The 25,605-nt window shown below is 46.9% G+C and carries 25 protein-coding genes; 21 read left to right on the forward strand and 4 right to left on the reverse strand.

The window, feature by feature from the left end:
* Positions 1-50 precede the first annotated feature (50 nt).
* Positions 51-491, forward strand: coding sequence for a BrxA/BrxB family bacilliredoxin (locus BBI11_RS07810; protein WP_068462107.1), 441 nt, complete (start codon positions 51-53; stop codon positions 489-491).
* A gap of 53 nt (positions 492-544) precedes the next feature.
* Positions 545-1,537: an aromatic acid exporter family protein gene (locus BBI11_RS07815; protein WP_208597188.1), complete on the forward strand. Its 993-nt coding sequence runs from the start codon at positions 545-547 to the stop codon at positions 1,535-1,537.
* A 116-nt stretch (positions 1,538-1,653) separates the two neighbouring features.
* Here the strand turns inward: BBI11_RS07815 and prli42 are convergent, their stop codons facing one another.
* Positions 1,654-1,749 carry a stressosome-associated protein Prli42 gene (gene prli42 / locus BBI11_RS16345; protein ID WP_156889046.1) on the reverse strand — a complete coding sequence of 32 codons (96 nt, stop codon included), beginning with the start codon at positions 1,747-1,749 and terminating at the stop codon, positions 1,654-1,656.
* Between the two features lie 165 nt (positions 1,750-1,914).
* On the opposite strand from prli42, the gene mce reads away from it, so the two are divergent.
* The 10 genes from mce to BBI11_RS07865 all read left to right on the forward strand — a co-directional run bounded on the left by mce (position 1,915) and on the right by BBI11_RS07865 (position 13,805).
* Positions 1,915-2,313: a methylmalonyl-CoA epimerase gene (gene mce, locus BBI11_RS07820; protein WP_068462108.1), complete on the forward strand. Its 399-nt coding sequence runs from the start codon at positions 1,915-1,917 to the stop codon at positions 2,311-2,313.
* Positions 2,314-2,328: 15 nt separating this feature from the next.
* A complete protein-coding gene (locus BBI11_RS07825; protein WP_068462110.1) occupies positions 2,329-3,870 on the forward strand; it encodes an acyl-CoA carboxylase subunit beta in 1,542 nt (513 codons plus the stop codon).
* Between the two features lie 123 nt (positions 3,871-3,993).
* Positions 3,994-5,112, forward strand: a complete 1,119-nt coding sequence (locus BBI11_RS07830; protein ID WP_068462112.1) for a M20/M25/M40 family metallo-hydrolase — start codon at positions 3,994-3,996, stop codon at positions 5,110-5,112.
* A 1,010-nt stretch (positions 5,113-6,122) separates the two neighbouring features.
* The gene (locus BBI11_RS07835) at positions 6,123-7,364 is read left to right on the forward strand and encodes a DNA polymerase IV (protein ID WP_068462114.1); all 1,242 of its coding nucleotides are present in this window, start codon (positions 6,123-6,125) and stop codon (positions 7,362-7,364) included.
* On the forward strand, positions 7,364-8,317 hold the full coding sequence (rnz, locus tag BBI11_RS07840; protein ID WP_068462115.1) for a ribonuclease Z: 954 nt from the start codon (positions 7,364-7,366) through the stop codon (positions 8,315-8,317). The genes BBI11_RS07835 and rnz overlap by 1 nt, the downstream gene beginning before the upstream one ends.
* 90 nt (positions 8,318-8,407) lie before the next feature.
* Positions 8,408-9,115 (forward strand): DNA alkylation repair protein, encoded by a 708-nt coding sequence (locus BBI11_RS07845; RefSeq protein WP_068462117.1) that lies wholly within the window; start codon positions 8,408-8,410, stop codon positions 9,113-9,115.
* 93 nt (positions 9,116-9,208) lie between these two features.
* A complete protein-coding gene (locus tag BBI11_RS07850; protein ID WP_068462119.1) occupies positions 9,209-9,673 on the forward strand; it encodes a DUF2691 family protein in 465 nt (154 codons plus the stop codon).
* Between the two features lie 96 nt (positions 9,674-9,769).
* The gene (locus tag BBI11_RS07855) at positions 9,770-10,423 is read left to right on the forward strand and encodes an NAD(P)H-binding protein (protein WP_068462121.1); all 654 of its coding nucleotides are present in this window, start codon (positions 9,770-9,772) and stop codon (positions 10,421-10,423) included.
* A gap of 179 nt (positions 10,424-10,602) precedes the next feature.
* Positions 10,603-11,865 carry a M1 family metallopeptidase gene (locus BBI11_RS07860; RefSeq protein WP_208597190.1) on the forward strand — a complete coding sequence of 421 codons (1,263 nt, stop codon included), beginning with the start codon at positions 10,603-10,605 and terminating at the stop codon, positions 11,863-11,865.
* 314 nt (positions 11,866-12,179) lie between these two features.
* Positions 12,180-13,805, forward strand: coding sequence for a M4 family metallopeptidase (locus BBI11_RS07865; RefSeq protein ID WP_068462125.1), 1,626 nt, complete (start codon positions 12,180-12,182; stop codon positions 13,803-13,805).
* 77 nt (positions 13,806-13,882) lie between these two features.
* Here BBI11_RS07865 and BBI11_RS07870 read toward each other — a convergent pair whose 3' ends face one another.
* From BBI11_RS07870 to BBI11_RS07880, 3 genes are read right to left on the reverse strand one after another with little or no spacing between them, the layout of a single operon-like run.
* On the reverse strand, positions 13,883-15,151 hold the full coding sequence (locus BBI11_RS07870) for a PTS ascorbate transporter subunit IIC (RefSeq protein WP_068462127.1): 1,269 nt from the start codon (positions 15,149-15,151) through the stop codon (positions 13,883-13,885).
* Between the two features lie 24 nt (positions 15,152-15,175).
* Positions 15,176-15,442 (reverse strand): PTS sugar transporter subunit IIB, encoded by a 267-nt coding sequence (locus BBI11_RS07875; RefSeq protein WP_068462129.1) that lies wholly within the window; start codon positions 15,440-15,442, stop codon positions 15,176-15,178.
* The gene (locus tag BBI11_RS07880; protein ID WP_068462131.1) at positions 15,439-17,502 is read right to left on the reverse strand and encodes a BglG family transcription antiterminator; all 2,064 of its coding nucleotides are present in this window, start codon (positions 17,500-17,502) and stop codon (positions 15,439-15,441) included. The genes BBI11_RS07875 and BBI11_RS07880 overlap by 4 nt, the downstream gene beginning before the upstream one ends.
* A 405-nt stretch (positions 17,503-17,907) precedes the next feature.
* Here BBI11_RS07880 and BBI11_RS07885 point away from each other — a divergent pair, with 405 nt between their 5' ends.
* The 9 genes from BBI11_RS07885 (at position 17,908) to BBI11_RS07925 (ending at position 25,599) form a co-directional block, all read left to right on the forward strand.
* Positions 17,908-18,303, forward strand: a complete 396-nt coding sequence (locus BBI11_RS07885; RefSeq protein ID WP_237150332.1) for a transcriptional regulator GutM — start codon at positions 17,908-17,910, stop codon at positions 18,301-18,303.
* Between the two features lie 12 nt (positions 18,304-18,315).
* A complete protein-coding gene (gene srlA, locus BBI11_RS07890) occupies positions 18,316-18,843 on the forward strand; it encodes a PTS glucitol/sorbitol transporter subunit IIC (protein ID WP_068462136.1) in 528 nt (175 codons plus the stop codon).
* A 36-nt stretch (positions 18,844-18,879) separates the two neighbouring features.
* Positions 18,880-19,932 (forward strand): PTS glucitol/sorbitol transporter subunit IIB, encoded by a 1,053-nt coding sequence (srlE, locus tag BBI11_RS07895; RefSeq protein WP_068462137.1) that lies wholly within the window; start codon positions 18,880-18,882, stop codon positions 19,930-19,932.
* A 24-nt stretch (positions 19,933-19,956) separates the two neighbouring features.
* On the forward strand, positions 19,957-20,322 hold the full coding sequence (locus BBI11_RS07900) for a PTS glucitol/sorbitol transporter subunit IIA (RefSeq protein ID WP_068462140.1): 366 nt from the start codon (positions 19,957-19,959) through the stop codon (positions 20,320-20,322).
* Between the two features lie 18 nt (positions 20,323-20,340).
* Positions 20,341-21,642 (forward strand): NAD(P)H-dependent oxidoreductase, encoded by a 1,302-nt coding sequence (locus BBI11_RS07905; protein ID WP_068462142.1) that lies wholly within the window; start codon positions 20,341-20,343, stop codon positions 21,640-21,642.
* A gap of 112 nt (positions 21,643-21,754) precedes the next feature.
* Positions 21,755-22,123 carry a bh protein gene (locus tag BBI11_RS07910; protein ID WP_068462144.1) on the forward strand — a complete coding sequence of 123 codons (369 nt, stop codon included), beginning with the start codon at positions 21,755-21,757 and terminating at the stop codon, positions 22,121-22,123.
* Positions 22,124-22,227: 104 nt separating this feature from the next.
* Positions 22,228-23,211 (forward strand): thiamine pyrophosphate-dependent dehydrogenase E1 component subunit alpha, encoded by a 984-nt coding sequence (locus BBI11_RS07915; RefSeq protein WP_068462146.1) that lies wholly within the window; start codon positions 22,228-22,230, stop codon positions 23,209-23,211.
* Positions 23,212-23,235: 24 nt separating this feature from the next.
* Complete coding sequence (locus BBI11_RS07920; protein WP_068462148.1) at positions 23,236-24,219, forward strand: alpha-ketoacid dehydrogenase subunit beta; 984 nt, start codon at positions 23,236-23,238, stop codon at positions 24,217-24,219.
* Positions 24,220-24,237: 18 nt separating this feature from the next.
* Positions 24,238-25,599 carry a dihydrolipoamide acetyltransferase family protein gene (locus BBI11_RS07925; RefSeq protein WP_068462150.1) on the forward strand — a complete coding sequence of 454 codons (1,362 nt, stop codon included), beginning with the start codon at positions 24,238-24,240 and terminating at the stop codon, positions 25,597-25,599.
* Positions 25,600-25,605 lie beyond the last annotated feature (6 nt).

Below are 25,605 nucleotides of genomic sequence, written 5' to 3' on the forward strand. Positions count from 1 at the left end.
TGCCGCCGTCCTGATATGATAAGAACAGCAATAATGAAGGAGTGGTACAGATGAGCATGGATTTTAACTTTCTAATGAATGATATTGTTACACAAGCCCGCCAAGAACTAACAAACGGTGGCTATACACAGCTTGAAACAGCTGAAGATGTGCAAGCAGCATTCGCTAAACCTGGCACAAGCCTTGTGATGATCAACTCGGTTTGTGGCTGTGCAGGCGGGATTGCACGACCAGCAGCTCTTCACTCGGTCCATTACGACAAACGTCCGGATCACTTGTTTACAGTGTTTGCTGGACAAGATCAAGAAGCCACAGCACAAGCGCGTGATTTGTTCGGCGATGATCATTTGCCTTCATCCCCATCATTTGCTTTCCTGAAGGATGGAAAATTAGTGGATGAAATCGGCCGCCACGAAATCGAAGGGCACGATCCGATGTCGGTCATTACACATATCCAATCCATTTTCGAAGAGCATTGCGAAGAAATGTAAGAAAAAATGCCCCCGTTGTCGGGGGCATTTTTGCATGTTGAGGAGAGAGGCCTATGAAACTGAAACCATACCGTATTGGCTACCGGACCATGAAAACTGCATTAGGAACCGCTATCGCCATCTATTTGGCGCAGATGATCGGCCTTGAATACTATGTATCAGCCGGTATCTTGACGATGCTGTGCATCCAGCCGACGAAAAAGAAATCGGTTCGTGCGGCGTTTTCCCGTTTTGTGGCGAGCATGATCGCCGTCGGATTTGCCTTGGTGTTTTTTGAACTGGGCAGCTACAATCCTATCGTGCTTGGAATCATGATCTTGCTGTTCATACCAGTGCTCGTGAGCCTCGGCTTTTCGGATGGTTTTATATCCAGTGCAGTTATTTTGATGCATCTATATGATGCGAAAAATTTGACCATGGATTTATTTCTTAATGAAGTGCTGTTGATGCTGATCGGTTTCGGGACCGCTTTGATCGTTAACATGTACATGCCGAGCATCGAGAAAAAACTTGATCGTTATAGAGAAGATGTCGAAAGGCTATACTCGACGATTTTCCGGGAAACGACCATTTTCCTCCGCCACGGCGAATCTGGTTGGACCGGCAAGGAATTGATGGAATCGGAAAAACTCATCGACAAAGCTAAGGCGCTCGCCTATCAGGACGTCGAGAACCATTTGTTGCGTCACGAAAATAAGTATTACCATTATTTCGATATGCGAGAGCAGCAGCTTCAAATCATCGAACGCATCTTGCCGAAAATCACAGCTCTGCCGGTGATTGTAGGGCAGACAGAGCTCGTCGCTGACTTTTTAGAGGATTTATCGGAACATGTGCATTCCGGTAACACCGCCGATCAGTATATCAGCAAACTGGAGCGGTTAAAGGCGAATTTCGCTGCGATGCCATTACCGGATACGCATGAAAAGTTTCTGGCAATGGCAGACTTGAATGCAATCATCCAGGAAATGGAGACTTATCTCGAGATTAAGCAGAGCTATAAAGGCTTCCATAATAAAAAAGGGCTCAACCCAAGCACTGCGTGAACAAAACCAGCCCGGAGAGCGATACTCTCTGGGCTGGTTTTTCTTTATAGACGAATGAAAAAAGGGCATCCAAACGCGCACAGCAAGCGTTGTGGATGACCTTTCGCAAATTCATATTAAATGACGAAGCTTAAGCCCATCATCAGGCTCGACAGCAGCATCAATCCGACCATTGCGTAGACAATGACTTTACGGAAAGCTTGGTTTCTCATGGATAGCATAGCTCCTTTATTCCTGTACTTTGAGAGAATCATACCACATCTGGGCCGGATTTTAAACTGCCAGTCACGCCATTTTCTTAATATTCCATAACAACTAGAGTTTTTGAGCTTGAATGGGTACAATGAAGAGGAAGCCAAAAAAGGAAGTGAATAAGGATGAAGAAAGTCGATCATATCGGAATCGCAGTCAAAGATTTAGAGCAGGTCCTGCCTTATTACACAGAGACACTGGGGTGTCCGTTGATGAAAATCGAAGAAGTGGAAGGGCAGAAAGTGAAAGTGGCATTTATCGATGCCGGCAATATTAAATTGGAATTGCTAGAACCAATGAGCGAAGACAGCCCGATCCATAAATTCATCGAGAAAAAAGGCGAAGGCATCCACCACATTGCCTTCGGTGTCGACGGCATTGAAGAACGCATGGCGGAACTTCGTGAAAACGGTGTCAAATTATTAAGTGACGAACCGAAACCGGGAGCGGGAGGGGCAATGGTCGCCTTTTTACACCCGAAATCGTCTAATGGCGTCTTGTACGAACTTTGTGAAAAGAAGTGATGGAGGAGTGGGGACATGGACATTTATGAACGCATCAATGAGCTATATGACAGAAAAAGAGAAATCGAACTAGGGGGCGGCGAAGCCCGCATCGATAAGCAACATGAAAAAGGCAAACTGACGGCACGCGAGCGTATTGATTTATTAGTCGATGAAGGCAGCTTTGTGGAACTGAGCCCGTTTGTTGAACATCGCACGACGGACTTTGGCATGGGCAAAGGACCAGGGGAAGGTGTCGTGACCGGCTATGGCAAAGTGAACGGACGCCCGATTTACTTGTTTTCACAGGATTTCACCGTTTTTGGCGGTGCTTTGGGTGAAATGCACGCCAAAAAAATCGCCAATGTTATGGACATGGCGGCAAAAAATGGTGCGCCATTCATCGGCTTGAACGATTCCGGCGGTGCCCGTATCCAAGAAGGCGTATTATCACTTGATGGCTATGGCCATATTTTCTACCGCAACTCTATCTATTCGGGTGTAATTCCGCAAATCTCAGTCATTATGGGACCTTCTGCAGGCGGTGCGGTCTATTCGCCGGCCATTACGGATTTTGTCTTCATGGTCGACAAAACGAGCCAGATGTTCATCACCGGCCCGAAAGTCATCGAAACAGTGACTGGGGAAAAAATCTCCTCTGAGGATCTCGGAGGATCACGTGTACATACCGCCATCAGCGGAAACGCCCATTTCCGTTCTGGATCAGAACAAGAAGTTTTGGAAATGGTGCGTCAATTGGTCAGCTACCTGCCGCAGAACAACCAAGAAATGCCACCGCGCCTCGAGGTAGATAATGAAGACGATTACCGTCCGGATTTAGCGGATGTTGTCCCTTACGAAGCAATCCGCCCATACGACGTCCGAAAAGTCGTGGAACAAGTTGTCGATAAGGACAGCTTTATGGAAGTACAACCGGAATTTGCGCGTAATATCGTGATCGGCCTTGCCCGCATCAAAGGGGAAACGGTCGGGCTTGTGTGCAACCAGCCGAAAGTAATGGCTGGTGGGCTCGATATCGATTCTTCCGATAAAGCGGCGCGTTTCATCCGCTTCTGCGACAGCTTCAACATTCCGCTGATTACCTTTGAAGATGTCACTGGGTTCTTCCCAGGCATCAAGCAAGAGCACGGCGGGATTATTCGCCACGGAGCGAAAATCTTATATGCTTATTCGGAAGCAACCGTTCCGAAAATGACCGTCATCTTGCGAAAAGCATACGGTGGCGCTTACGTGGCTCTTAACTCGAAATCGATCGGTGCGGATCTGGTGTTCTCTTGGCCAAATGCCGAAATCGCCGTCATGGGCCCGAACGGTGCAGCAAATATCATTTTCGCACGCGAAATCGCTGCAAGCGACGATCCTGAAGCGACACGTGCAGCGAAAATTGAAGAATACCGCGAAAAATTCGCGAACCCGTACGTCGCGGCTTCGCGCGGCATGGTCGATGATGTCATCGACCCGCGTGAAACACGCATTAAATTGATTCAGGCGCTTGAGATGATGCGCAATAAGAAAGACGAACGGCCGAAGAAAAAACATGGCAATATGCCACTATAAAAGATTTCTTGATCAATCTCTTCCTATATAAAGGGAAGAGATTGATGCGTTTTACATGAAGTCGACAGGTGCTAAGGCTATAATGGGAATTGGAATAAATGCATTAGAAGAGGAGTTTTTTGAATGAAAACCGATCGCTTATTAGAAGAATTTTTGGAGCTTGTGCAAATCGACTCCGAAACAAAAGAAGAAGCCGCTATTGCGGAAGTATTGACGAATAAACTGGAAGCGTTAGGCTTCAGTGTCGTCGAAGATGATTCCAAACGACGTACAGGGCACGGGGCTGGAAATCTAGTAGCGACACTTGAAGGCACGAAAAAAGATGCACCGCCGATTTACTTCACGGTTCATATGGATACGGTCGTTCCCGGCAAAGGCATCAAGCCGGAAGTCCGCGACGGCTATGTTTATTCAGATGGCACAACCATACTAGGCGCTGATGACAAAGCGGGGGTTGCAGCGCTACTTGAACTTGCGCGCCACTTGTCAGAAGAAAACGTCGAGCATGGAGATATCCAATTCTTGATCACTGCCGGCGAAGAAAGTGGTTTGGTCGGAGCGAAAGAATTTGACGCATCTCTCTTAAAAGCGAAGTTCGGCTATGCGGTCGACAGCGACGGAGAGGTCGGCGGCATTGTAACGTCCGCTCCGAACCAAGCAAAACTATGGACCACCATTTACGGCAAGACAGCCCATGCCGGCGTGGCACCAGAAAAAGGCGTCTCTGCCATCACCATCGCTTCAAAAGCGATAGCGCGCATGAAGCTTGGCCGCATCGACGAAGAGACGACTGCCAATATCGGCCGCTTCGAAGGTGGCAAAGCGACCAATATCGTTTGCGATGAAGTCCACATCTTATCAGAAGCCCGTTCCATCAGCGAAGACAAACTAGCAGACCAGACGGCCCATATGGAATCCGTGTTCGAAGAAGTTGCCAAGGAAATGGGCGGGCGTGCAGAAACAGACGTCCAGCTTATGTATCCAGGCTTCCGTTTTGACGAAATGGATCCAGTCGTCGACATCGCAAAAACTGCAGCTGAGCGCATCGGACGCCCGTCGCCCGTGCTGACAAGCGGTGGCGGCAGCGATGCCAATATCATCAACGGCCATGGCGTCCCGACGGTCAATCTATGTGTCGGCTATGAAGAAATCCACACAACAAACGAACGCATGCCGGTGCTAGAGCTTGAGAAATTAACTGAGCTACTAGTCGAAATCGTCAAAGAAGCAGCCACCCGTTAATCAAACCATAACAACTGCCCTCGAAGATCATTCAATATGGTTTTTGGGGGCAGTTGTTTGTGTATAGAAATGTTCTGGAGATTGCGCTGCAAGGGGCACGCCAGCCCGCTCGGTCCCTCAGGCGTCGGCCCCTTTCCGCTTCATCTCTAGTTTTAGAAAGTAAATCAAATGCATCTAGCAATGGAATTAATTTGAATAGTTTTGTTCAGCTTTGTAAGTTCAAATTGAATAGCCATGGCAACTTCATAACCATCAAGTCTAGCTAAGCGTCCCCACCAGCGGATGAAGTTAATCAATGGTGATACGTCGTCGTACGCAATATCCAATGAAATCTAACAGCCGCACCGCGCCCACGGGCGAGCCGAAGCCATGAGACGAACGTTCTTTTCGGCTCATGGCAGGAGGCCAGCCCAAAGCGGGAGGCGGCTACTTGAAGATAAAACAAACAATAGCCGGCACCTCACCCTCACAAGTCTAACTAAGCAATATCCACCAGTGGATGATCCCATCTAACAGAGACGCTTCGTCGCATATAATACTTAATGAAATCTATAAGCCGAACCGCGCACATGGGCGAGCCGAAGCCATGAGACGAATGTTCTTCTCGGCTCATTGCAAGAGGCCAGCCCAAAGCGGAAGGCGGCTACTTAAAGATGAAACATACAACGACCGGTATATCCCACTCACACGCTCAACTAAGCGTCATCTCCCAGTGGATGCATGCAATCAAAGCAGACACCTCTTCGCAACCATGTCCCAATGAATTTAACAGCCGAACCGCGCACAAGGGCGAGCCGAAGCAATGAGACGAGCGTCCTTCTCGGCTCATTGTGAGAGGCTAGCCCAAAGCGGGAGGCGGCTACTTAAAGATGAAATATACAATGACCGCCACATCACACTCCCAAGTGCCACTAATGACGCAAATCCAGCAAAACCGAAAAAGCTGAACAGGATGCCTGTTCGCCTTTTTTTTGATACACTGAAAGAAAAAGGAAAGCGAAGCGATTGTTATGGCGTGGCGCGTGATCTTCCACATTGATATGAATAGCTTTTATGCATCCGTCGAGCAGGCGCACAATCCAACGCTGAAGGGGAAAGCACTGGCGATTGCCGGAAACCCAAAAGAGCGCAAAGGCATCATCGTCACCTGCTCCTACGAGGCGCGAGCACACGGCATCTACACGACCATGCAAGTACACGAGGCGAAAAAGAAATACCCAGAACTCTTGCTGATGCCGCCGAATTTCGACCGCTACCGGGAAGCATCACGTCAAATGTTCGAGATCCTGCGGACATATACCGATGCGGTCGAACCGGTGTCGATCGATGAGGCGTATGTCGATGTGACTGAATTATCGACGGATAAACATCCCGTGAAAATTGCCGAAGAGCTGCAGCAGCGTATTCTAAAGGAACTCGACTTGCCATGCTCCATTGGCATCGCGCCGAATAAATTCCTCGCCAAAACAGCGTCCGATATGAAAAAACCGCTCGGCATCACCATCCTCCGGAAACGCGATATCCAGCGCATCCTATGGCCGAGAGAAGTCATTGAAATGCACGGCATCGGGGAAAGCACTGCGAAAAAACTCAATAGCCTAAAACTATTCACAATTGGCGATTTGGCAAATGCGCCGGAAGGCTTGATCAAAGAGAAAATGGGAAAAAACGGCGTGCGGCTGCAGGCGCGTGCCAGAGGAGAAGACAGCCGCGAAGTTGATCCGGATTCGATTTATGACCGAAAAAGTGTCGGCACCTCGACGACTTTGCCGTTTGATGAGACCGATCTCGAAAGCTTGCAGAAAATATTTCGGACGCTCAGCACGAAAGTCGCAGCAAGGCTCCATGCGAAAAACTTGGCGGGGCCGACCGTCAGCATCCAGACGCGCAGTTCGGACTGGAAAAACCGCACCCGCAGCGTTACTTTGAACAATACCTTATGGAAAGAGCAAGACATCATGCTGCAGGCGTGGCAATTGTTCGAAACGCATTGGAACGGCGAACCGCTGCGGCTCGTCGGAGTGACTGTCTCAAACGTCGTCGACAAGGGCGACATGACCGAGCAATTATCACTCTTCAATTTTGAAGAACACGCGAAAGATGAACCAATTCTGGACTTGGTCGCCAAACTCGAAAGCCGTTTCGGCAAAGGCTCTGTCTCTAGGGGAATGCCGTATCAACAATCGAAGCATGATGCACAAACCAGCTTAAGCAAAGATTTTCTGAGTGACCATGAGAGGAAGAAACGCTAATGCAAGTATTATTTTTAGGAACAGGGGCGGGCATGCCGTCGAAACAACGCAATACCTCGGCACTGGCTTTGAAATTACACGAAGAGCGCGGGGCTATTTGGTTGTTTGACTGCGGTGAAGCGGTCCAGCACCAGATTCTTGAGACGACCATTAAACCACGAAAAATCGAGAAAATCTTTATTACACATATGCATGGCGACCATATATTCGGCTTGCCGGGGCTATTGGGCTCGCGTTCGTTCCAAGGAGGCGATGAGCCTCTTGACTTGTATGGACCGAAAGAGCTGAAGGAATACGTCGAAATGACCTTGCGCTTGAGTCGGACGCATTTGACTTATCCCATCCGCTTTCATGAAGTAACTGAAGGCGTCATTTTTGAAGACAAAACAATGACGGTCGAAGCCGGTCTGTTGGAACACGTCATTCCGACTTACGGTTATCGCATCAAGCAAAAACCGCTATTGCCGAAGCTTGATATGAACAAGGCGAAACAACTCGGCGTCCCGAAAGGCCCACTGCTGGCCAAGTTAAAGGCCGGGGAAACTGTCGAACTAGAGGACGGCAGAAACGTAAAGTCCAGCGATGTGACCGAACCAGCAGAGCCCGGCTTTACAGTCACGATCCTTGGAGATACCCAGTATTGCTCAAAATCGGAGCACTTAGCACAAGATGCCGACCTGGTCGTCCACGAAGCAACGTTCGACGGGGAGACGGAGAAATTGGCCAAGGATTACGGCCATTCGACGATTTTGGATGCAGCGACCGTTGCAAGTCGCGCGCAGGCGCAAAAGCTTATCGTCAATCACGTGAGTGCCCGTTTTATGCCCGAGCATGAAAAAGAGTTACTGAAAAACATGCGTAAAGTCCACGAAGACAGTGAAATTGCCCATGATTTCGATGAGTTCGATTGGGTGAAAAAAGATCGCAAAATAGTGAAAATAGCAGGAAATTGAGTCAATAAGCGCTTTTCGATTGGTTTCGAATAAAGCATTTAAGGAAGCGCTTGTGAATTGTGTCACAATAGCCGAAAGGATGTGCGGAACATGGATTTTCAAACAGTCATGGAGGAACTGCAAGCTTTGGGCAAAGAACGCACCAAAAAAATGTATGTATCGAGTGGAGCAAAAGAACCGGTATTTGGCGTTGCAACAGGTGCGATGAAACCAATGGCCAAGCAAATTAAAATCGATCAGCCGCTGGCAGAAGAGTTGTATGCGACGGGCAATTACGACGCTATGTACTTTGCCGGCATTATCGCCGACCCGAAAGCGATGACGGAATCCGATTTCGACCGCTGGATGGACGGGGCTTATTTCTATATGCTGTCGGATTATGTTGTGGCGGTCACTTTGTCAGAATCCGACATCGCCCAGCAAGTCGCTGATAAATGGATCGAAAGCGGTGAAGAGTTGCGCATGTCCGCTGGCTGGAGCTGCTATTGCTGGCTGCTTGGAAACCGGAAGGACAGTGAATTCCAGAAAGACAAAATATCGGCTATGCTGGACAAAGTAAAGCATGAGATTCATCAAGCACCCGAACGGACGAAAGCCTCGATGAATAATTTTCTCTACACCGTTGGTATTTCTTACAAACCCTTGAGCGAAAAAGCGGCCGAAACCGCCAAAGCTGTCGGCAAAGTTGAGCTCAAACGGGAAAACAAGAAACCCACTCAACTCTATGCCTACGACAGCATCCAGCAAGGCTTGGAAAAAGGGCGCCTTGGATTCAAACGCAAATTTGTCAGATGTTAATAGGAGGAAGAAAAAGTGCCGCCATTAAAGGGTTGGCGCTTTTTTTATAGAATAAGTACTAGTTGTTTCGAAGCCGCTTAAGGAGATGAGAATATGTTTAGAGGAATCAGTTTTGAATTGCCAAACGATTATGGAAGTTTTTTGAAAGACATTCTTCAGCCAGTAAACGTTCAATCCTTTAATTGGCACATAGATAACATAGAAACCTACACAGCCAGCAATGACAGAGCGAATGGGGAGTTGTTCCCGCAAAATGGAACGATCCTGGAAGGTTTCAAGTTAAAGGAAGCAATCGAAACAGAAAAGGTTTATGTGATTTTTGCGGAACTTCGCGCTTTTCAAGGAGCTGTCACTTCACATCCTCAGACCTACGAAGAGTTCGCCGCAAGCGACTGCCAGTTGGTCCTGCTAATTGCTGATACGATCTATACGACAATCTATTGCAAAGATCAAACGATGCTCCTTGCGCTCTATGAGAACGGACGCAGCTTTGGTTTTCGCAATTTGGCATATATAAATGAACAAAACGATTCGCGTACTAGGCTTTCGGTGTGGTAAACAAGAAGGGTGCCCGTGGCTGAGCGAATTAAAGAACATGAATAGCAGGTAAGGAACGAACTATAAAAAATCCATCATTCTAAAAGGAGAACGATTATGCACGCATTAGTAATTGGCGCAACAGGAGCAACGGGAAAAGACCTCGTCGAGCAATTGATGAAAGACGATTCATTTGAAAAAGTCGACGTCTTCGCAAGGCGTCCTTTGGATATACAACACGACAAATTAACGGTTCGAGTCATCGATTTTGACCAGCCGGAAGAATGGCGAAACTTGGTGACAGGCGATGTTCTTTTTTCCTCTTTAGGCACCACGATCAAAGCAGCAGGAAGCAAAGAGGCGCAGTGGAAAGTCGATTACGGCTACCAATATGAGTTTGCTAAAGCGGCAAAAGAAAACGGGGTTGAACGTTTTGTATTGGTGTCAGCTGAGTTCGCTAATCCAAAAGCTCGTAGCTTTTATTCAAAGATGAAAGGTCAATTAGAGGAAGCGGTCAAAGAACTAGGGTTTCCCAAATTAAGCATCCTTAAGCCGCCCATCTTAAAGCGGAAAGGCAGTGACCGCACATTGGAAGTATTGGGACTGAAGATTATTCAATTAGTGAATAAGGCAGGGCTGCTTCGCTCGCAACAGCCACTTCCCACTGAAGTGCTCGCACAGGCTATGATCAATTCAGCCAAACAAATTACAAGCAATAGAGAATTTTTGATAGGGAAAGCCATCCGCAATCGCGCTGAATTTTATGAATAAAAATTATTCATAGTCAACACTCTCGATAATTCTTGAAAAAGAGTAGATTAATAGTTTTTTTGAATAAGGGAGGTTCACCTTTGAAAAAGACTCTAGTTTCGCTTTTCGCATCCGCATTCATTCTAACTTTGACTTATTATATTATTCATATATATTCAAACGAACCGATTGATGAAAAGTTGAATAATGGCATCCTGAGCAAAAGTGCAAATTACGCCATTGATCTTAAAATGACAGAAGCGGGAACTTTCCGGATCTCTGCAGATGTCATGGTTAACAATGACTCACAGGAAAGTTGGTCGGACATTGCGTTCTTCTTTGTGGTTAATGAAATGAATAGCGAGTCAAATGTTGCTGAAGTGAATTCAGTTAGTTCGGCTGGGGATCAGATGGACTATGAATTGAATAATGGTGTATTATTCATTGAACTTGAGTCAGATTTACTTCCAGGTAAACAACAGACGGTCTTGGTTGAATATAGCCTTACTATACCTGAAGACGGCTTGCGTTTAACTCGCTCCGATAACAATGTTTATCTGGCTCATTGGTATCCGATGCTTGCTGAATATGACGCTGGTTGGCGAGTCAATGATTATGATCCCAAAGGGGAATCTTATGAAACGGGCTATGGTGATTATGCAATCACTTACCGGCTGCCTGACGAGTACTTGATTGCCACTTCTGCTCCGGACGGGCCCGCACAAGCTAGTTCATCGGGAACCTTAACCGGAGCGGCCATCAAAGATTTCTACGCGGCGTTTTTGAATCCAGCCGATTGGCAAGTGGCAGAGCGCAAGTCAGGGGAGACAGAGCTTCGAGTGTTTGTGCCGGCGGAGTCCGCGATCTTGGAAGAAACGGCTGAACTGTCTGTTGAAGCATTTGCTTTTTTTGAACAAAATATTGGCGATTATCCGTTTGCTGAACTGGATTTGATCGCAAATGACGGCTATATGGAATATCCAAATATCGTCGAAGTCCCAATGGATAAAGCTTTGCTTGATTCAATTCTCGTGCACGAGATTGCGCATCAATGGTTTTATTATTTGGTCAGTAATGACCCTTACGAAAATGCTTGGCTAGATGAAAGTCTGACCGAATTCAGCACCGGCCTGTTCCTCAGCGATTATTATGGTGACGAAGACGGCGGTTTTCAAACCGCACAAGCATATAAAGCCTCCACTACGCCGAAACCGTATGCAGATTTGGCACTCGACGAATTCGATACAGCGGCTTATTATGCCACTATCTACGGGGAAGTGCCTTTGTTGCTGAAGGGCTTTTTCGATCAACAAGGCGGAAATGAGGCTGCATTGGAGTTTTTAGCGGCTTATTACGAAGAGTTCCAATTCCGTCGAGTGACAAAACAACAGTTCCGCGACTTTTTTGAAGGCTATTTCGAAGGCGATCAGCAGGAATTTTTAAACAGCTGGCTGCAATCCTGAATTTATAGGCACTTCGAAATGAAACAGCTGGCATAGGTTGACCAGGAACTGCCACGAGAATTTTAAATATTACATAAAAAAGAGGAAGCGCTAAACATTCAGCGTTTCCTCTTTTCTGTGTTTCGGTGTATGCCTTTTCTCCTGACAGAAATGAGTTTTAGGGAATCCAATATTTTCCTTTAAGCAGATAGATAGAGACTGTTCGAAATCTTGTAGGTATAAATTTTCAAATATAGCAAATAATCTGTAATCTCGTTGAATGTCCAAATTTACTTCGGTATACTAAATTTCATTAAGGTTGAGGAGGAAAAAATTTGAAGAAAAAATACATTATGCCTGTTATATTATCATCTGCACTCGTCGCCAGTTCGTTTACAGCGAGCACCGCGTTAGCAAATGGGCAATCTGAAAAAACGTGGAACGAAAACGCCCATGTCCCTGTATTCGTGAAAGAAAAAATCGCAGAGAAACGGTCTTCGAGCAATGCGTCGAATGCGCTTGATTATCTTGCGGAAAACGAGAAAAAGACTGGCTTGAAAAACCCGAAGAAAAACTTGCAGCAAAAAGCAGTGGAAAAAGACGATCTCGGCATGACGCATGTCCGCTTTAACCAGGCAGTCAACGGTATCCCGGTTGAAGGGGCGGAAGTGGTCGTTCACTACAACAGACAGGACGAATTGGTGTCCGTTAACGGAGCCCATTTCCCTGAAGCGTCCACGAGCAGCATCGACACGGCGCCGACTGTGAGCCTCGTCAAAGCCGTTCAAACAGCGAAAAACGCAGTTGAAGCACCAGAAGAGCTTGAGTATGCACCTGAATTGGAAGTCGTCGTTTATCCGTTTGAAGAAGAAAACCATTTAGCTTATAAGGTTAATGTGAACTTCATGGGGGATCAACCCGGCAACTGGTTTGTCTTTGTGGATGCGAAAAGCGGGGAAGTGATCGATCAGTATAATGCCATCATGCACGCTCAAGACATCCATCAATCGGTCGGCACCGGCGTACTTGGCGAACAGCGCAAAATCCACACGACCAAGACAAAAGAAGCTAAGGGAGGCACGACCTTCAGCTTGTCCGATGAGTCACATGAAGGCCTAGAAGGCATTTATACATTGGATGCAAATGACGGGGAGATTTTCACGAATCACAGCGCCTCGTGGAAAGATGAATACTTACGCCCGGCTGTAGATGCACATTTCAACTCCGAGCAAGTATATGAATATTTCCATGACGAACACGACCGCAACTCACTTGACGACAATGGAATGGCGATTATTTCCTATGTGCATTATGGAGAAAGCTATAATAATGCGTTCTGGAATGGCCGCTATATGACATACGGCGACGGCGATGGATCGTTCATGGTGCCATTGTCTGCGGGACTAGACGTAGCTGCGCATGAAATGACGCATGGCGTGATCTCCAATTCAGCGAATCTCCGGTACCGTTTTGAGTCAGGCGCGTTGAACGAATCCTTTGCAGACATTTTCGGCGTATTGGTAGATTCAGACGATTGGGAACTTGGTGAGGACATCATGGGTCCTGATGCCAAAGAAGACGGGAGAGTCTCACTGCGCAGCTTAAGCGACCCGAGCAAATATCCTGTCAAAGCGGATTATGTACCTTACGGAGATGGAGAAGGCAATTACCCTTCCCATATGGACGAATTCTATGATTTGCCAATCAATTTGGATAACGGCGGTGTCCATATCAATTCATCGATTACCAACCATGCCGCTTATTTGATCGGTGAAGAAATCGGCAAGGAAAAACTCGGCCAGATTTTCTACCGTGCGCTAACGGTCTATTTGACGCCAACTTCCAACTTCAGCGAAGCCCGAAAGCTAATTGTCCAATCGGCGGCTGACATCTACGGAGAAGGAAGCGCGGAAGAGAAAGCTACGGCAGATGGGTTTGATGAGGTCGGGATTTACGAATAAGATCAACACATACAGCATGCAAAGAGCCATTCCAAAATCTTTTGATTTTGGAATGGCTCTTATTTAATAGATGCTCTTTAAGCAAATCCTAAAAGTTTCATGATGCTCAAGATCAAGATGCCGACAACGCCGAAGTCAGAGTCGCCAAAGGTTGTTCCGGTAAATCCGATATCGCCCAACATTACTAAGAGGATGGCCGGGATAAAGCTGATGATCAACCCGTTGGCAAATGCGCCCGCCATGGCACCGCGCCGTCCGCCTGTGATGTTGCCGAAGACGCCGGCCGCAGCTCCTGTGAAGAAATGCGGGACCAAACCAGGGACGATGACGCTAAGTCCGAGAACCGGCAGGAAGAACATCGCCAACAAGCCAGCAAAAAAGCTAAACAAGAAACCGATGATAACTGCGTTTGGCGCAAAAGGGAAGACCGTTGGAACATCCAATGCCGGTTTGGTATTAGGAACCAATTTATCCGCAATCCCTTGGAAAGCAGGAACGATTTCAGCTATTAGCATTCTCACACCTGCAAGGATGATAAAGACGCCTGCCGCAAACGTGATTGCTTGAATGAAAGAAAAGACTAAGAAATTCGAACCGCCTGATAGTGTTGTTTCAATATAGTCCTGCCCAGCAAACAAAGCGACAACGAAGAAGAACAACACCATTGTCAACGAAACGGCTACAGAAGTGTCTCTCAAAAAGCCTAGTGATTTAGGGACTTTGATTTCTTCAGTCGTTTTTTCTTTATCGCCAACCAATTTCCCGACATTCGCAGAAACAAAATAGCCAATCGAGCCGAAATGTCCGACAGCGAAATCGTCGCTTCCCGTAATTTGACGTACATACGGCTGCAACAACGCTGGAAACAATACCATACACAAGCCCAAAATAATCGATCCTGTAATGATCAAAGGAGCGCCTTCAAGTCCGCCTACGGACAAGGTTACCGCTAATAGGCAGGCCATGAATAATGTATGGTGTCCGGTTAGGAAGATGAATTTAAACGGTGTGATGCGCGCCAACACAATATTGGTGACCATCCCGAATACCATAATCAATGCGGTAGAGGTCCCAAATTGGCTTTGGGCAGCAGCGACAATCGCTTCATTATTCGGGATGACGCCTTGTACGTTAAATGCATGATCGAACATATCCCCGAAGATATCCAACGAACCGATCAATACGGTCGCCCCAGCTCCGATGATGACGAAGCCCATTACTGTTTTCAGTGTGCCTGATACGACATCAGCACTGCTTTTACGCTGAAGCAGCAATCCCGCCAGCGCAAACAATCCGATCAGAATGGCTGGTGTTCCTAAAATGTCATTCATGATTACTTGTAACATAGTGGTTCCCCCTTAATGCCCGCCTTATGCGAAATGAGGCTCTAGTTTTGTTTTAATTTCAGGAATGCTCATCATGTTCTCTAGATTAATAATGGTACGATTGCCGTCTTCTAATTGGCTCATGATATCTGCAGCCCCGATAAAGAGATCAGCTTGCACCGATTTAGCTGAAGTCAGGTCAGTATGGTCGACTTCCGCTGTTTTCCCTAATTCTTTTAGCGCTTTCTTGACATTCAATTCCATAATAAAACTACTTCCTAATCCGTTTCCGCACACTACCATGATTTTCATTCTGTTTCCTCCTTAGAATATGTTTGGATGATTTCCAATAATTGTTCTTTGTCCGTGGCTTCGAGCATCCGTTGAATATTGGCAGGCTCGTTCAACAAGCTGGTCAATTGGATCAACGCACGCAAATGCGAATCGCTATCCGCTGCAGCTAACACAATAATTAATTGAACTGGCTTGTCTGGGGCGAAATCCACCGCTTTGTCGAGTTTCAATAAACTCATCGATAAAGACAGCACTCCTTCTTCAGGGCGTGCGTGGGGAATAGCGACGAGCGGAGTGATGACGACGTAAGGGCCGTTTTTTTCAATCGACTCCACCATCGCGGTAACATACTCTTCTTTAACGGTTCCTAATTCCACTAGCGGGCTAGAAGCGAGTTGAATTGCTTCTTGCCAAGTCGTAGCTTGCTGTTTCAATTGAAGGGTTTGGGTAGTCAATAGTTCTGCTAGCACGGGTTTCTCTGCCTCCTTTACTGCGTGTGTGGGGGTGCCTGCCTGTACATATAAGGTGGCGTGCAACTCCTTTTCCAATTGCTTCGGGTCATGGATCGTTGCGTGCTTGGAAATCAGCTCCATCAATCCGGCAACATCCGAGTCTGGAACTGTGTATCCATAGAGTTCCTGCATTACTTGCTTGTTCAAGCGCTGCTTGTCCCGCTCTTCCAAAATAGGGGGGACTACAAATAAAGTAGCGTCCGTGTTCAGAAAGACCGAAGAAAATACGAGATCGTAGTCCAATGGATATTCAGCCGTATCCCTCACAGACAGCACGTCCAAGAAAAGGATGGTCGGAAATAATTCCCTTAGCGTATAGTTCAGGATGTTGCTGACGCCAATGCCGTGCGGGCAAACGACTATGGCTTTTTTCCGGTCGTCCAGACGGGTTCCTTGCCTTTGCAGCCAGCCGCCGAAATAAATCGTGAAATAGGCTGCTTCGTCTTCCGGCAGTTGGAAGCCCAATTCGTTTTCCAGGATCCTCAAAGACTTGCGCGTCAAATGATGGAGTTCCGGATAAATCTTGGAAACCCGCTCCATCATCGGATTGACGTGAGGAAACCTGTACTTGATGCGGTAAAAAGCGGGTTTGAAATGGACGTACAATTGCTCGAAAAGCTGGTCTTTGTCTTGAAGGTGGACGAATGTCAGCCGCTCGAACTCTTCGGTGACGCGCTGCAAAAGCTCGCGGAACACTTGGTCGTCTTTCAAGGGCGAACGGTCTTTTGTCCGGTTCATGCTGACCAAATGCAAAGTGGCATAGAGTTTTTCGGTCTGGCTCCAAGTGGATTGAAAAGCGGCTGTCCCGATCATCGCATCGATCAACACATATTCTTTCGTTTCTGCGAAGGGGAGCCAGCTCGGATCTTGATCAAGTTCTTCTCCTTTGCCGATCAACTGGTCGGTGGAAAAGAAAAGGTAGGCCAGTTCGTACAGGCGTTCATCGGTAAAGATGATGCCCAATTGCTGTTCCATGTTTTCTAACTGGTCATGAATGGCTGTGATGCGTTCGTCAAACTCACTCCAGATGCATTGCGTAATCATTTGGCTGTTGGAGCCATTCAACACCTCATGAAGCAATTGCTCGATGACGAACCGTTTGATCCGGCTGTTGCCAGTAATGATGTAACCGGATTGCTTGGAGTAACGGATGGTCAATCCCATCTCTTGTGCCTGTTCTTTTAAACGCTGAAGATCATTCAATACGGTATTTCGTGAAACTCCCGTGGCGGATTGAAAATGAAATACGGACAAGGTTTCTTGGCTCAACAGAATCATCAAGTAAATAACTTGTTCCCGGTCCTTCTCAGAAAAAATATAGCTCCGTTTGGTCAACTTGACGGTGATCGAAGCGTCTGCAATCTTATCTGATAAGAAATAACCGAGATCCCGTTTGTACTGCACAGGAGCGTAGTCATTCGATTCGAGCCAGTCGTTAACCTTATTCAAACTGTACTGAATCTGCCTGCGTGTCAGTCCTGTTTGTTGTTCCATTTCATTCATTGAAGGAATCGATGAATGCTGCAAGAGCTTTAGCAAACTAGCACTTCTTTCATCTAAAAACATCTTTTGTTCCTCCCTTATCTCTACACTATTCGAATTATTTGATGAAATCTATCTTTTCTCAGTCCCAATCTTGTTGCTCTTGCTGCACAATACTGTACTGTACTTTGGCAGTTGGGGCTAGAGATTTTTGGATTGAAGACAGAAAAACTGTCCGGAGTGATTGCGGCTGCTGGCGAGCAGCGTCATCAGCTGAGATGGAATTCGGCCGTTCTTGCATTCCATGTAATGATTGCTGTTGGCTCTTGATTGTTAAACGGCCACTTGGAGATAGAACAACCAGTAGTTGAGATAATTGGTTAAATAATTAAAATATTCTTTCAATACTATTGATTTATTTTGAAAGCGCTTTTATAATTACTCATATAACATTTGTGCTTAGTTAGAACAAATGTAAAAAGCTAGGGGGTGTTGAGTTTGTGGGGGTGGTTTATCGTTGTGTTCGCGGGGATATGGATCCTTCAGATTTTGATGACCAAAATGCAATTGAGAAATTACCAGGTAACATTAAAGAAAATGAGCAACAGGCCTTCGGGATATCTCGGGGTCGGCATACAAAAACAAAAATTAGGTATCGGTGTGATTGCCATATTGGTAACAGATGAGGCAGGATCCCTGATCGAGAGCCAGCTCATGAAAGGTGTGACGGTATTTAGCCGTTTTGAGGATTTTCCCAAATTCAATGGGATGCATATCGAATCCCTAAAAGAGAAATTGGATGAAGAATCTGATGGCAAAGCGTTCAAGATGGCGATTGAAAAAATCGAAACGCAAATGGGCAAGAAAACAAATCTGGCAATCTAAGGAGGAAAAAGGATGGATTTTTTAGTTTCGCTCGCTGAAGGCTTTATTGGAATGTTTCAAGCCGGTGCAGATACATTTACAGGGCTTGTTACAGGAATCATTCCATTATTAATCGTGTTGATCACAGCGATCAATGCACTGATCCGTTTAATCGGGGAAGAACGCATCAATCGCTTGGCTGCAAAAAGCACAAAAAATATTATTCTGCGCTACACCATATTTCCGGTATTGGCCGTGTTCTTTTTGACCAATCCAATGGCTTACACATTCGGTAAATTCTTGCCGGAAAAACAAAAGCCGGCTTTTTACGATTCTGCTGTATCGTTTGTCCATCCAATTACCGGATTATTCCCCCACGCCAACCCAGCTGAGTTATTCGTCTATCTCGGCATCGCAGCGGGAATCACTGAATTGGGCTTGTCCCTTGGGCCACTCGCAATCCGTTTCTTTTTGGTTGGAATTATCGTGATTCTGATGCGTGGAATCGTTACGGAAATCATTACGGTTCGCATGATGAAAGCAAAAGGAATGGAAGTGTAATTGCTGAAAGTGGTTAATTGAAAAGGGGGAAGCAAAATGGCAGACAATCAAACACCATTAAACTTTAAAGCGATTTCCGTGACGAAAGGCCGAGGAGGCTGGGGCGGTCCACTCACAATACGACCGAACGAGACCCAACGGTATATCGTCTCTGTAACGGGAGGTGGAATTCATCCCGTCGCAGAGGAAATTGCCCGTTTAACGGGGGCTGAAGCGGTAGATGGATTCAAATCTTCGTATCCGAAAGAAACAATGGCTTGTGTCATCATTGACTGCGGTGGGACAGCACGCTGTGGGGTTTACCCGAAAATGAATATTTTAACGATCAATGTAAACGCAACGTCCCCATCCGGGCCATTGATGAAATTCATCAATGAAGAAAATTTTGTGTCCGGTGTGACGGTTTCAGATATCAGTGCGGAAGCAGCACCTTATGAAGACCAAAATGAAGTGAAAGAAGCAGCAGATAAAACGGTTGCACCAGCAGCCCGTAAAACACCACAGGAATTGAAAGAAGAAGCCAGAAGAAAAGTGGCGGCGAACAGTACAGGCGAACCTAAAAAAATGAACATCGTGGAACGGGTCGGCCGAGGTGCCGGGAAAGTCGTCGGCGTACTCTACCAAGCGGGACGCGAAACAATCGATCAAGTCATCAAGAATATTTTGCCGTTCATGGCATTTGTCAGTATGTTAATCGGAATCATAACTTTCACCGGAATCGGTGACATCATCGCAAATTTCGTCACCCCGCTTGCCGGTAATTTTGTAGGCTTGCTTATCCTCTCGGTCATCTGTTCGTTGCCGATTCTGTCTCCCTTACTCGGGCCCGGTGCTGTTATTGCCCAAGTAGTCGGAGTTTTGGTCGGTGTTGAAATCGGGCGCGGCAATATCCCACCCGAATTAGCACTCCCAGCATTGTTTGCAATCAACCCACAAGTTGGGGCTGACTTTGTCCCGGTCGGGTTGACTCTTGGAGAAGCAGAACCGGAAACCATCGAGGTCGGTGTCCCGGCTGTCTTGATTTCCCGTTTGATCACAGGGCCTTTGGCTGTTGTCATCGCCTATCTACTAAGCTTTGGAATGTACTAAAAAAAGGATTGGGTGAGAGTGAAGATGATAAAAAAATACGAAGCTAAAATTACAGAAATTGGGGAAGAGGTAGAATTGTTCGCAGATGAGCAGATGATGGTCATATTTAACAATACCGTCCCAGAAGAATTGCGGTCATTTGCGGTGATTCACGAAAAAGCAGAACTGCTTGAAGGTGTGGAGGCAGGAGATGTTCTAGAAATTAACGGCGAACGCTTTGAAATCCTTTATGTTGGCAACAAAGTAAATGATACGCTCCGAGATCTTGGCCATTGCACTATTTCGTTTTCAGGCGAAGCCGAAGCGAATCTTCCGGGAACAATGTGTGTAGAAAAAACCCCTCTGCCCGAACTGGCATTGGGAGCCGAAATTTGTATACTAAAAGCCTGACAAAGAGGAGACTGAAGCATGCTGGGTATCAATAGAAAGCTTGAAGAAATGGAAACAAACGGAGACATCATTAAAGTCGGGCTCGTGGGTGCTGGCCAAATGGGGAGAGGCATGGTTTCACAAATTGAAAATATGTCGGGCATGCGCGTGGTTTTAACAGCAGATATCCAACTCGATAATGTAGTAAATGCTTACGTAAAAGCGGGTATCGCGGATGCTGATATCGTCAAAACAACTGACGCAGAGGAAGCGGCAGCAGCGATTCAATCCGGTAAAGTAGTGGCAACGACAGACGCGCGCTTGGTCACATCATCCACGGCAGTAGATGTAGTGGTCGATGCTACCGGTGTTCCCGACATCGGTGCCAAGATCGCCTGGGACGCTATTTTAAATAGAAAACATATCGTGATGTTGAACGTGGAAGCGGATGTAACAATTGGGCCGTTATTGAAGAAGATGGCTGATGCCAGTGGCGTGGTTTATACGGGCACCGCCGGCGATGAACCTGGCGCTATTATGGAATTATACGATTTTGCGGATGCACTCGGTTTTGAAGTCGTCGCCTTAGGAAAAGGGAAAAACAATCCATTGAATTTGGCAGCGAACCCTGACACCGCAGCGGACGAAGCGGCGCGAAAAGGCGCAAGTGCGAAAATGCTGGCTTCATTCCAGGACGGCACAAAGACGATGGTTGAAATGACCGCTGTCGCCAATGCCACAGGATTTCTTCCAGACACCCCAGGGATGCATGGGTTCGTAAGTGATGTCAAAGGGCTTCCGGAAATCTTTCAATTGAAAGAAGACGGCGGACAAGTCAGCAAGAAGAAAATCGTCGAATACATTAACGGTGTCGCCCCAGGCGTATTTGCGATCATTGCCTCGGAAAAAGAGGAAGTTAACCACGAGATGCAGTACTTGAGCATGGGGGCTGGGCCCAATTATGTGCTATATCGTCCCTATCATTTGACCAGCTTGGAGACTCCCATTTCGATCGCGCGCGCCTTTATCTACAACGAAGCCACGATTGCCCCTTGGAAAGGACTTCAAGCGGAAACCGTAACGGTGGCCAAAACCGATCTCCAAGAAGGCCAATTTCTCGATAGTATAGGAGGATTCACGGTTTATGGCCACATCTTGTCAGCAGAAGATGCGAAACAACAAAACGCCTTGCCATTAGGTTTGGTCGACCGCCATGTTCAGTTAAAGCGTTCCGTCAAAAAAGGAAATATCGTCACATACGACGATGTAATACAAACGAAGGAGTCGACCATTTGGCGATTGCGTCGCATACAGGACGAAACCTTTGCGAAAAGGCTGTAAAAGAAAGTTTAAAACGAACATCCAGTAATCAAAATCGTTTGAATGGTACTAGACAAAGGCTCTAAATCACTGTAGAGGCATGTTCACTACCAAAATGAGAAGGTGTTTTAATATGAAAGTGAAAAAGATGGAAGCTGGCTTATATTGTGTTCATTGCAGAGAGGAAGTCAATCACGAGATTACGTATATTAACGATGACATTAAACGCATTCGCTGCATGGAATGCGGCCGGACAATCGAAATGAATATGGACCTCAGGAAAGAGTTCTATAAGGAATTGTACGAACGCATATCGACAAAGCCGACGCGTGTGACGAAAGAGTACAAGGAAGATCTCAGCCATTTGTTGCTATCGTTTCCTTTTAGAGCCATCAAAAAGCCGTACCGTGTACTAAAAGAAGTGCATTCATCCCGAAGAGTTATAAACACCTATAAATTGAAAAAAAATAACAAGTCACAAAGTAAAGGGTCGAACTTCTGAAACATCAAGAAGTCTGGCCCTTTTGTTCTTGACGAATAATCAGAAAAGACTTATAATTTTACATATGTTACGAGTTAGAACAAATGTAAAAAGGGGGATTATCAATGACACAACTCATCAATATTCCGGCACAGCTCAAGAAAACGGACTTAACGCATTTATTAAAGCAAATGTGGCAAATTCGATTTTTCGAAGAGAAGGTCGATGAATTCTTCGCCAAGGGCATGATCCATGGAACTACGCATCTAGCAGTCGGGCAGGAAGCTTCGGCAGTGGGTTCAATTGCTGTTTTACAAGAACGCGACAAGATCACGAGCACGCATCGAGGTCACGGACACTGCATTGCTAAAGGCGCGGAAGTGAATCGGATGATGGCTGAGTTATTCGGGCGCACCACAGGTTATTGCAAAGGCAAAGGGGGCTCGATGCATATTGCAGATGTCGATAAAGGCAATCTGGGGGCAAACGGCATTGTCGGAGGCGGCTTTGCGATTGCGACGGGTGCCGCTCTGACTTCGCAGATGAAAAATGAAGGATATGTGGTTCTTTGTTTCTTTGGCGATGGGGCATCTAACGAAGGCAGTTTTCACGAGGCGTTGAATTTGGCTTCCATCTGGAAGTTGCCGGTGGTTTTTGTTTGTGAAAACAATCAATACGGCATGTCCGGACCGGCGAAGGAAATGATGAACGTGGAAGATGTGGCAAAACGCGCTGTGGCTTACGGAGTCCCTGGGAAAGTGGTCGATGGCAACGATGTATTCGATGTTATGAATGGTGTGGGTGAAGCAGTCGAGCGGGCGCGAAACGGAGAAGGGCCTTCAATCATTGAAGCCAAAACCTACCGCTGGAAAGGACATTCGAAGAGCGATGCCAAAAAGTACCGCACGCGTGAAGAAGAGCAAGAGTGGCGGGCGAAAGACCCGATCGCACGGCTTCGGGATGCGCTGATCGGGGAAGGCTTACTGACAGAAGAATCGGCAGCTGAAATCAAAGCAGCCGCCAAAAAAGAAATCGAGGATTCCGTTGAATTTTCGAAAGCCAGCCCAATGCCGACAATCGAGGATTTGATGGAAGACATTTACGCATAACGTGGAGCAAAGGAGCGGAAGTTGATGAGAGAGTTAACCTATTTAGAAGCAGTCAGAGAAGCGATGAGCCAAGAAATGCGACGGAATGAAGACGTCTTTATTTTGGGCGAAGATATCGGAGTCTACGGCGGTGCATTTGGTGTAACGCGGGGGATGATTGAAGAATTTGGCCCCGAACGCATCCGCAACACGCCAATCTCTGAGGCCGCTATTTCCGGGACAGCGGTTGGAGCCGCGTTGACCGGTATGCGTCCCATCCTGGAACTTCAATTCTCGGATTTCATGACCATTGCGATGGATAATATGGTCAACCAAGCAGCGAAAATTCGTTATATGTACGGAGGCAAAGGGAAAGTGCCGATGGTTCTTCGCACGCCAGCCGGATCTGGGACCGGAGCAGCTGCCCAGCATTCTCAAAGCCTAGAAGCGTGGATGGCCCACGTGCCTGGATTGAAAGTCGTCCAGCCTTCCACTGCATATGACGCCAAAGGGCTCTTAAAAGCCGCGATCGATGAAGACAATCCGGTTATTTTTTATGAACATAAATTATGCTATAAAACCACATCTGATGTGCCCGAAGAATTATATTCCATTCCACTTGGCAAGGCTGATGTAAAGCGAGAAGGGAGCGACGTGACCATCGTAGCGACCGCCATCATGGTGCATAAAGCTCTGGAAGCAGCAGCAAAACTCGAAGAACAAGGCATCAGCGTCGAAGTGATCGACCCACGCACACTCGTGCCTTTAGATACGGAAACCATTATAGAGTCCGTGAAAAAAACGGGCCGTTTGGTCGTCGTGCACGAAGCGGTCAAACGCGGCGGATTTGGTGGAGAAATTGCCAGTACCATTGCCGAAAGTGAAGCCTTCGATTACCTGGATGCGCCAATTATGCGCTTAGGCGGGAAAGCAGTGCCGATTCCGTACAACCCTGAGCTTGAAAAATCAGCCATTCCCGGCGTCGACGATATTGTGGCAGCTGTAAAAGAAACCTTAAACCGACACTAGAAAGGAGGAACGGAGTCAATGGCCAAAGAAATATTCATGCCAAAACTGAGCAGCACGATGCAAGTGGGAACGCTTTTGCAATGGTATAAAAACGAAGGCGATTCCGTCGATGTAGGGGAACCGTTATTTGAAATCATGACGGATAAAATCAATATCGAAGTTGAATCTTACGAAGAAGGCATCTTATTGAAAAAATACTTTGCAGAAGATGAGGAAGTGCCGATCAATCATGTCGTGGGATATATCGGCGAAGCAGGTGAGCCAGTACCGGATGCGCCACCGGGTGAATCTGGCGGTAGCCAAGAGGCAGATGATTTAAGTGATTCCCGCCAAGCTCAAGTAGAGGATTTAACCGAGCAAGGAATCAGTGAAACGTCCGCTCAACAAGAAACTGCTGACGCAAATGGCGAAAAACTTCGCGCAACTCCCGCAGCTAGACGGATAGCGAGAGAAAAACACATCACCTTGTCAGAAGTGACAGGATCGGGACCGAACGGACGAATCCATCAGGCAGATGTAATGAGTTTCGCTTCATCTGAACAGCCGGTGAAGGCGACACCGCTCGCACAAAAAGTAGCGATAGCGGAGGGTGTTGCCTTACAGGGAATAAAAGGCTCTGGCGAGAACGGAAAGATTAAGCGTGCTGATGTAGAAAATGCGATACAACCAAATGCTTCTCCTGCTACAACTTCGGGAAAACGCGTCAAAATGGAAGGCATCCGAAAAGTCGTGGCGCAACGTATGCTACAAAGCAAAACAACTGCGCCTCATGTGACATTAACGACAGAAGTGGACATGTCACAAGCCATCAGCCTGCGCAAACAATTGCTTGAGCCGATTGAACAACAAACAGGTTACCGTGTTTCTTATACCGAAATTATTATGAAAGCGGTCGCATTTTCCTTGAAGCAACATCCTCACATCAACGTTTCATTGGAAGGGAACGAAATTGTCTATAAAGACGAGATCAATCTCGGTCTGGCAGTGGCTGTCGATAACGGTCTAATCGTACCCGTGATCCAGCATGTTGACCAAAAAGGACTGTCAGCTCTGACTGCAGATTGCAAACGTCTCGGCAAAGCGGCACGTGATAATAAGATCAAGCCGCAAGAAATGTCAGGTGGCACTTTTACCGTCAGCAATTTAGGCATGTATGCCATCGATGCCTTCACGCCGGTCATCAACCAGCCAGAGTCCTCGATTCTTGGAGTGGGGCGCATCAATGAAAAACCAGTCGGCGTTAACGGTGCTATCGAGCTTCGGCCGATGATGGTTTTAAGTTTGTCATTTGACCACCGGGTGATTGACGGGGCGCCGGCCGCAGCCTTCTTGACGGAACTAAAAGAAGTACTGGAACAGCCTATTAAATTATTGGTGTAAGGAGTA

This window comes from Planococcus maritimus, from assembly GCF_001687625.2.
Lineage (GTDB): Bacteria > Bacillota > Bacilli > Bacillales_A > Planococcaceae > Planococcus > Planococcus maritimus.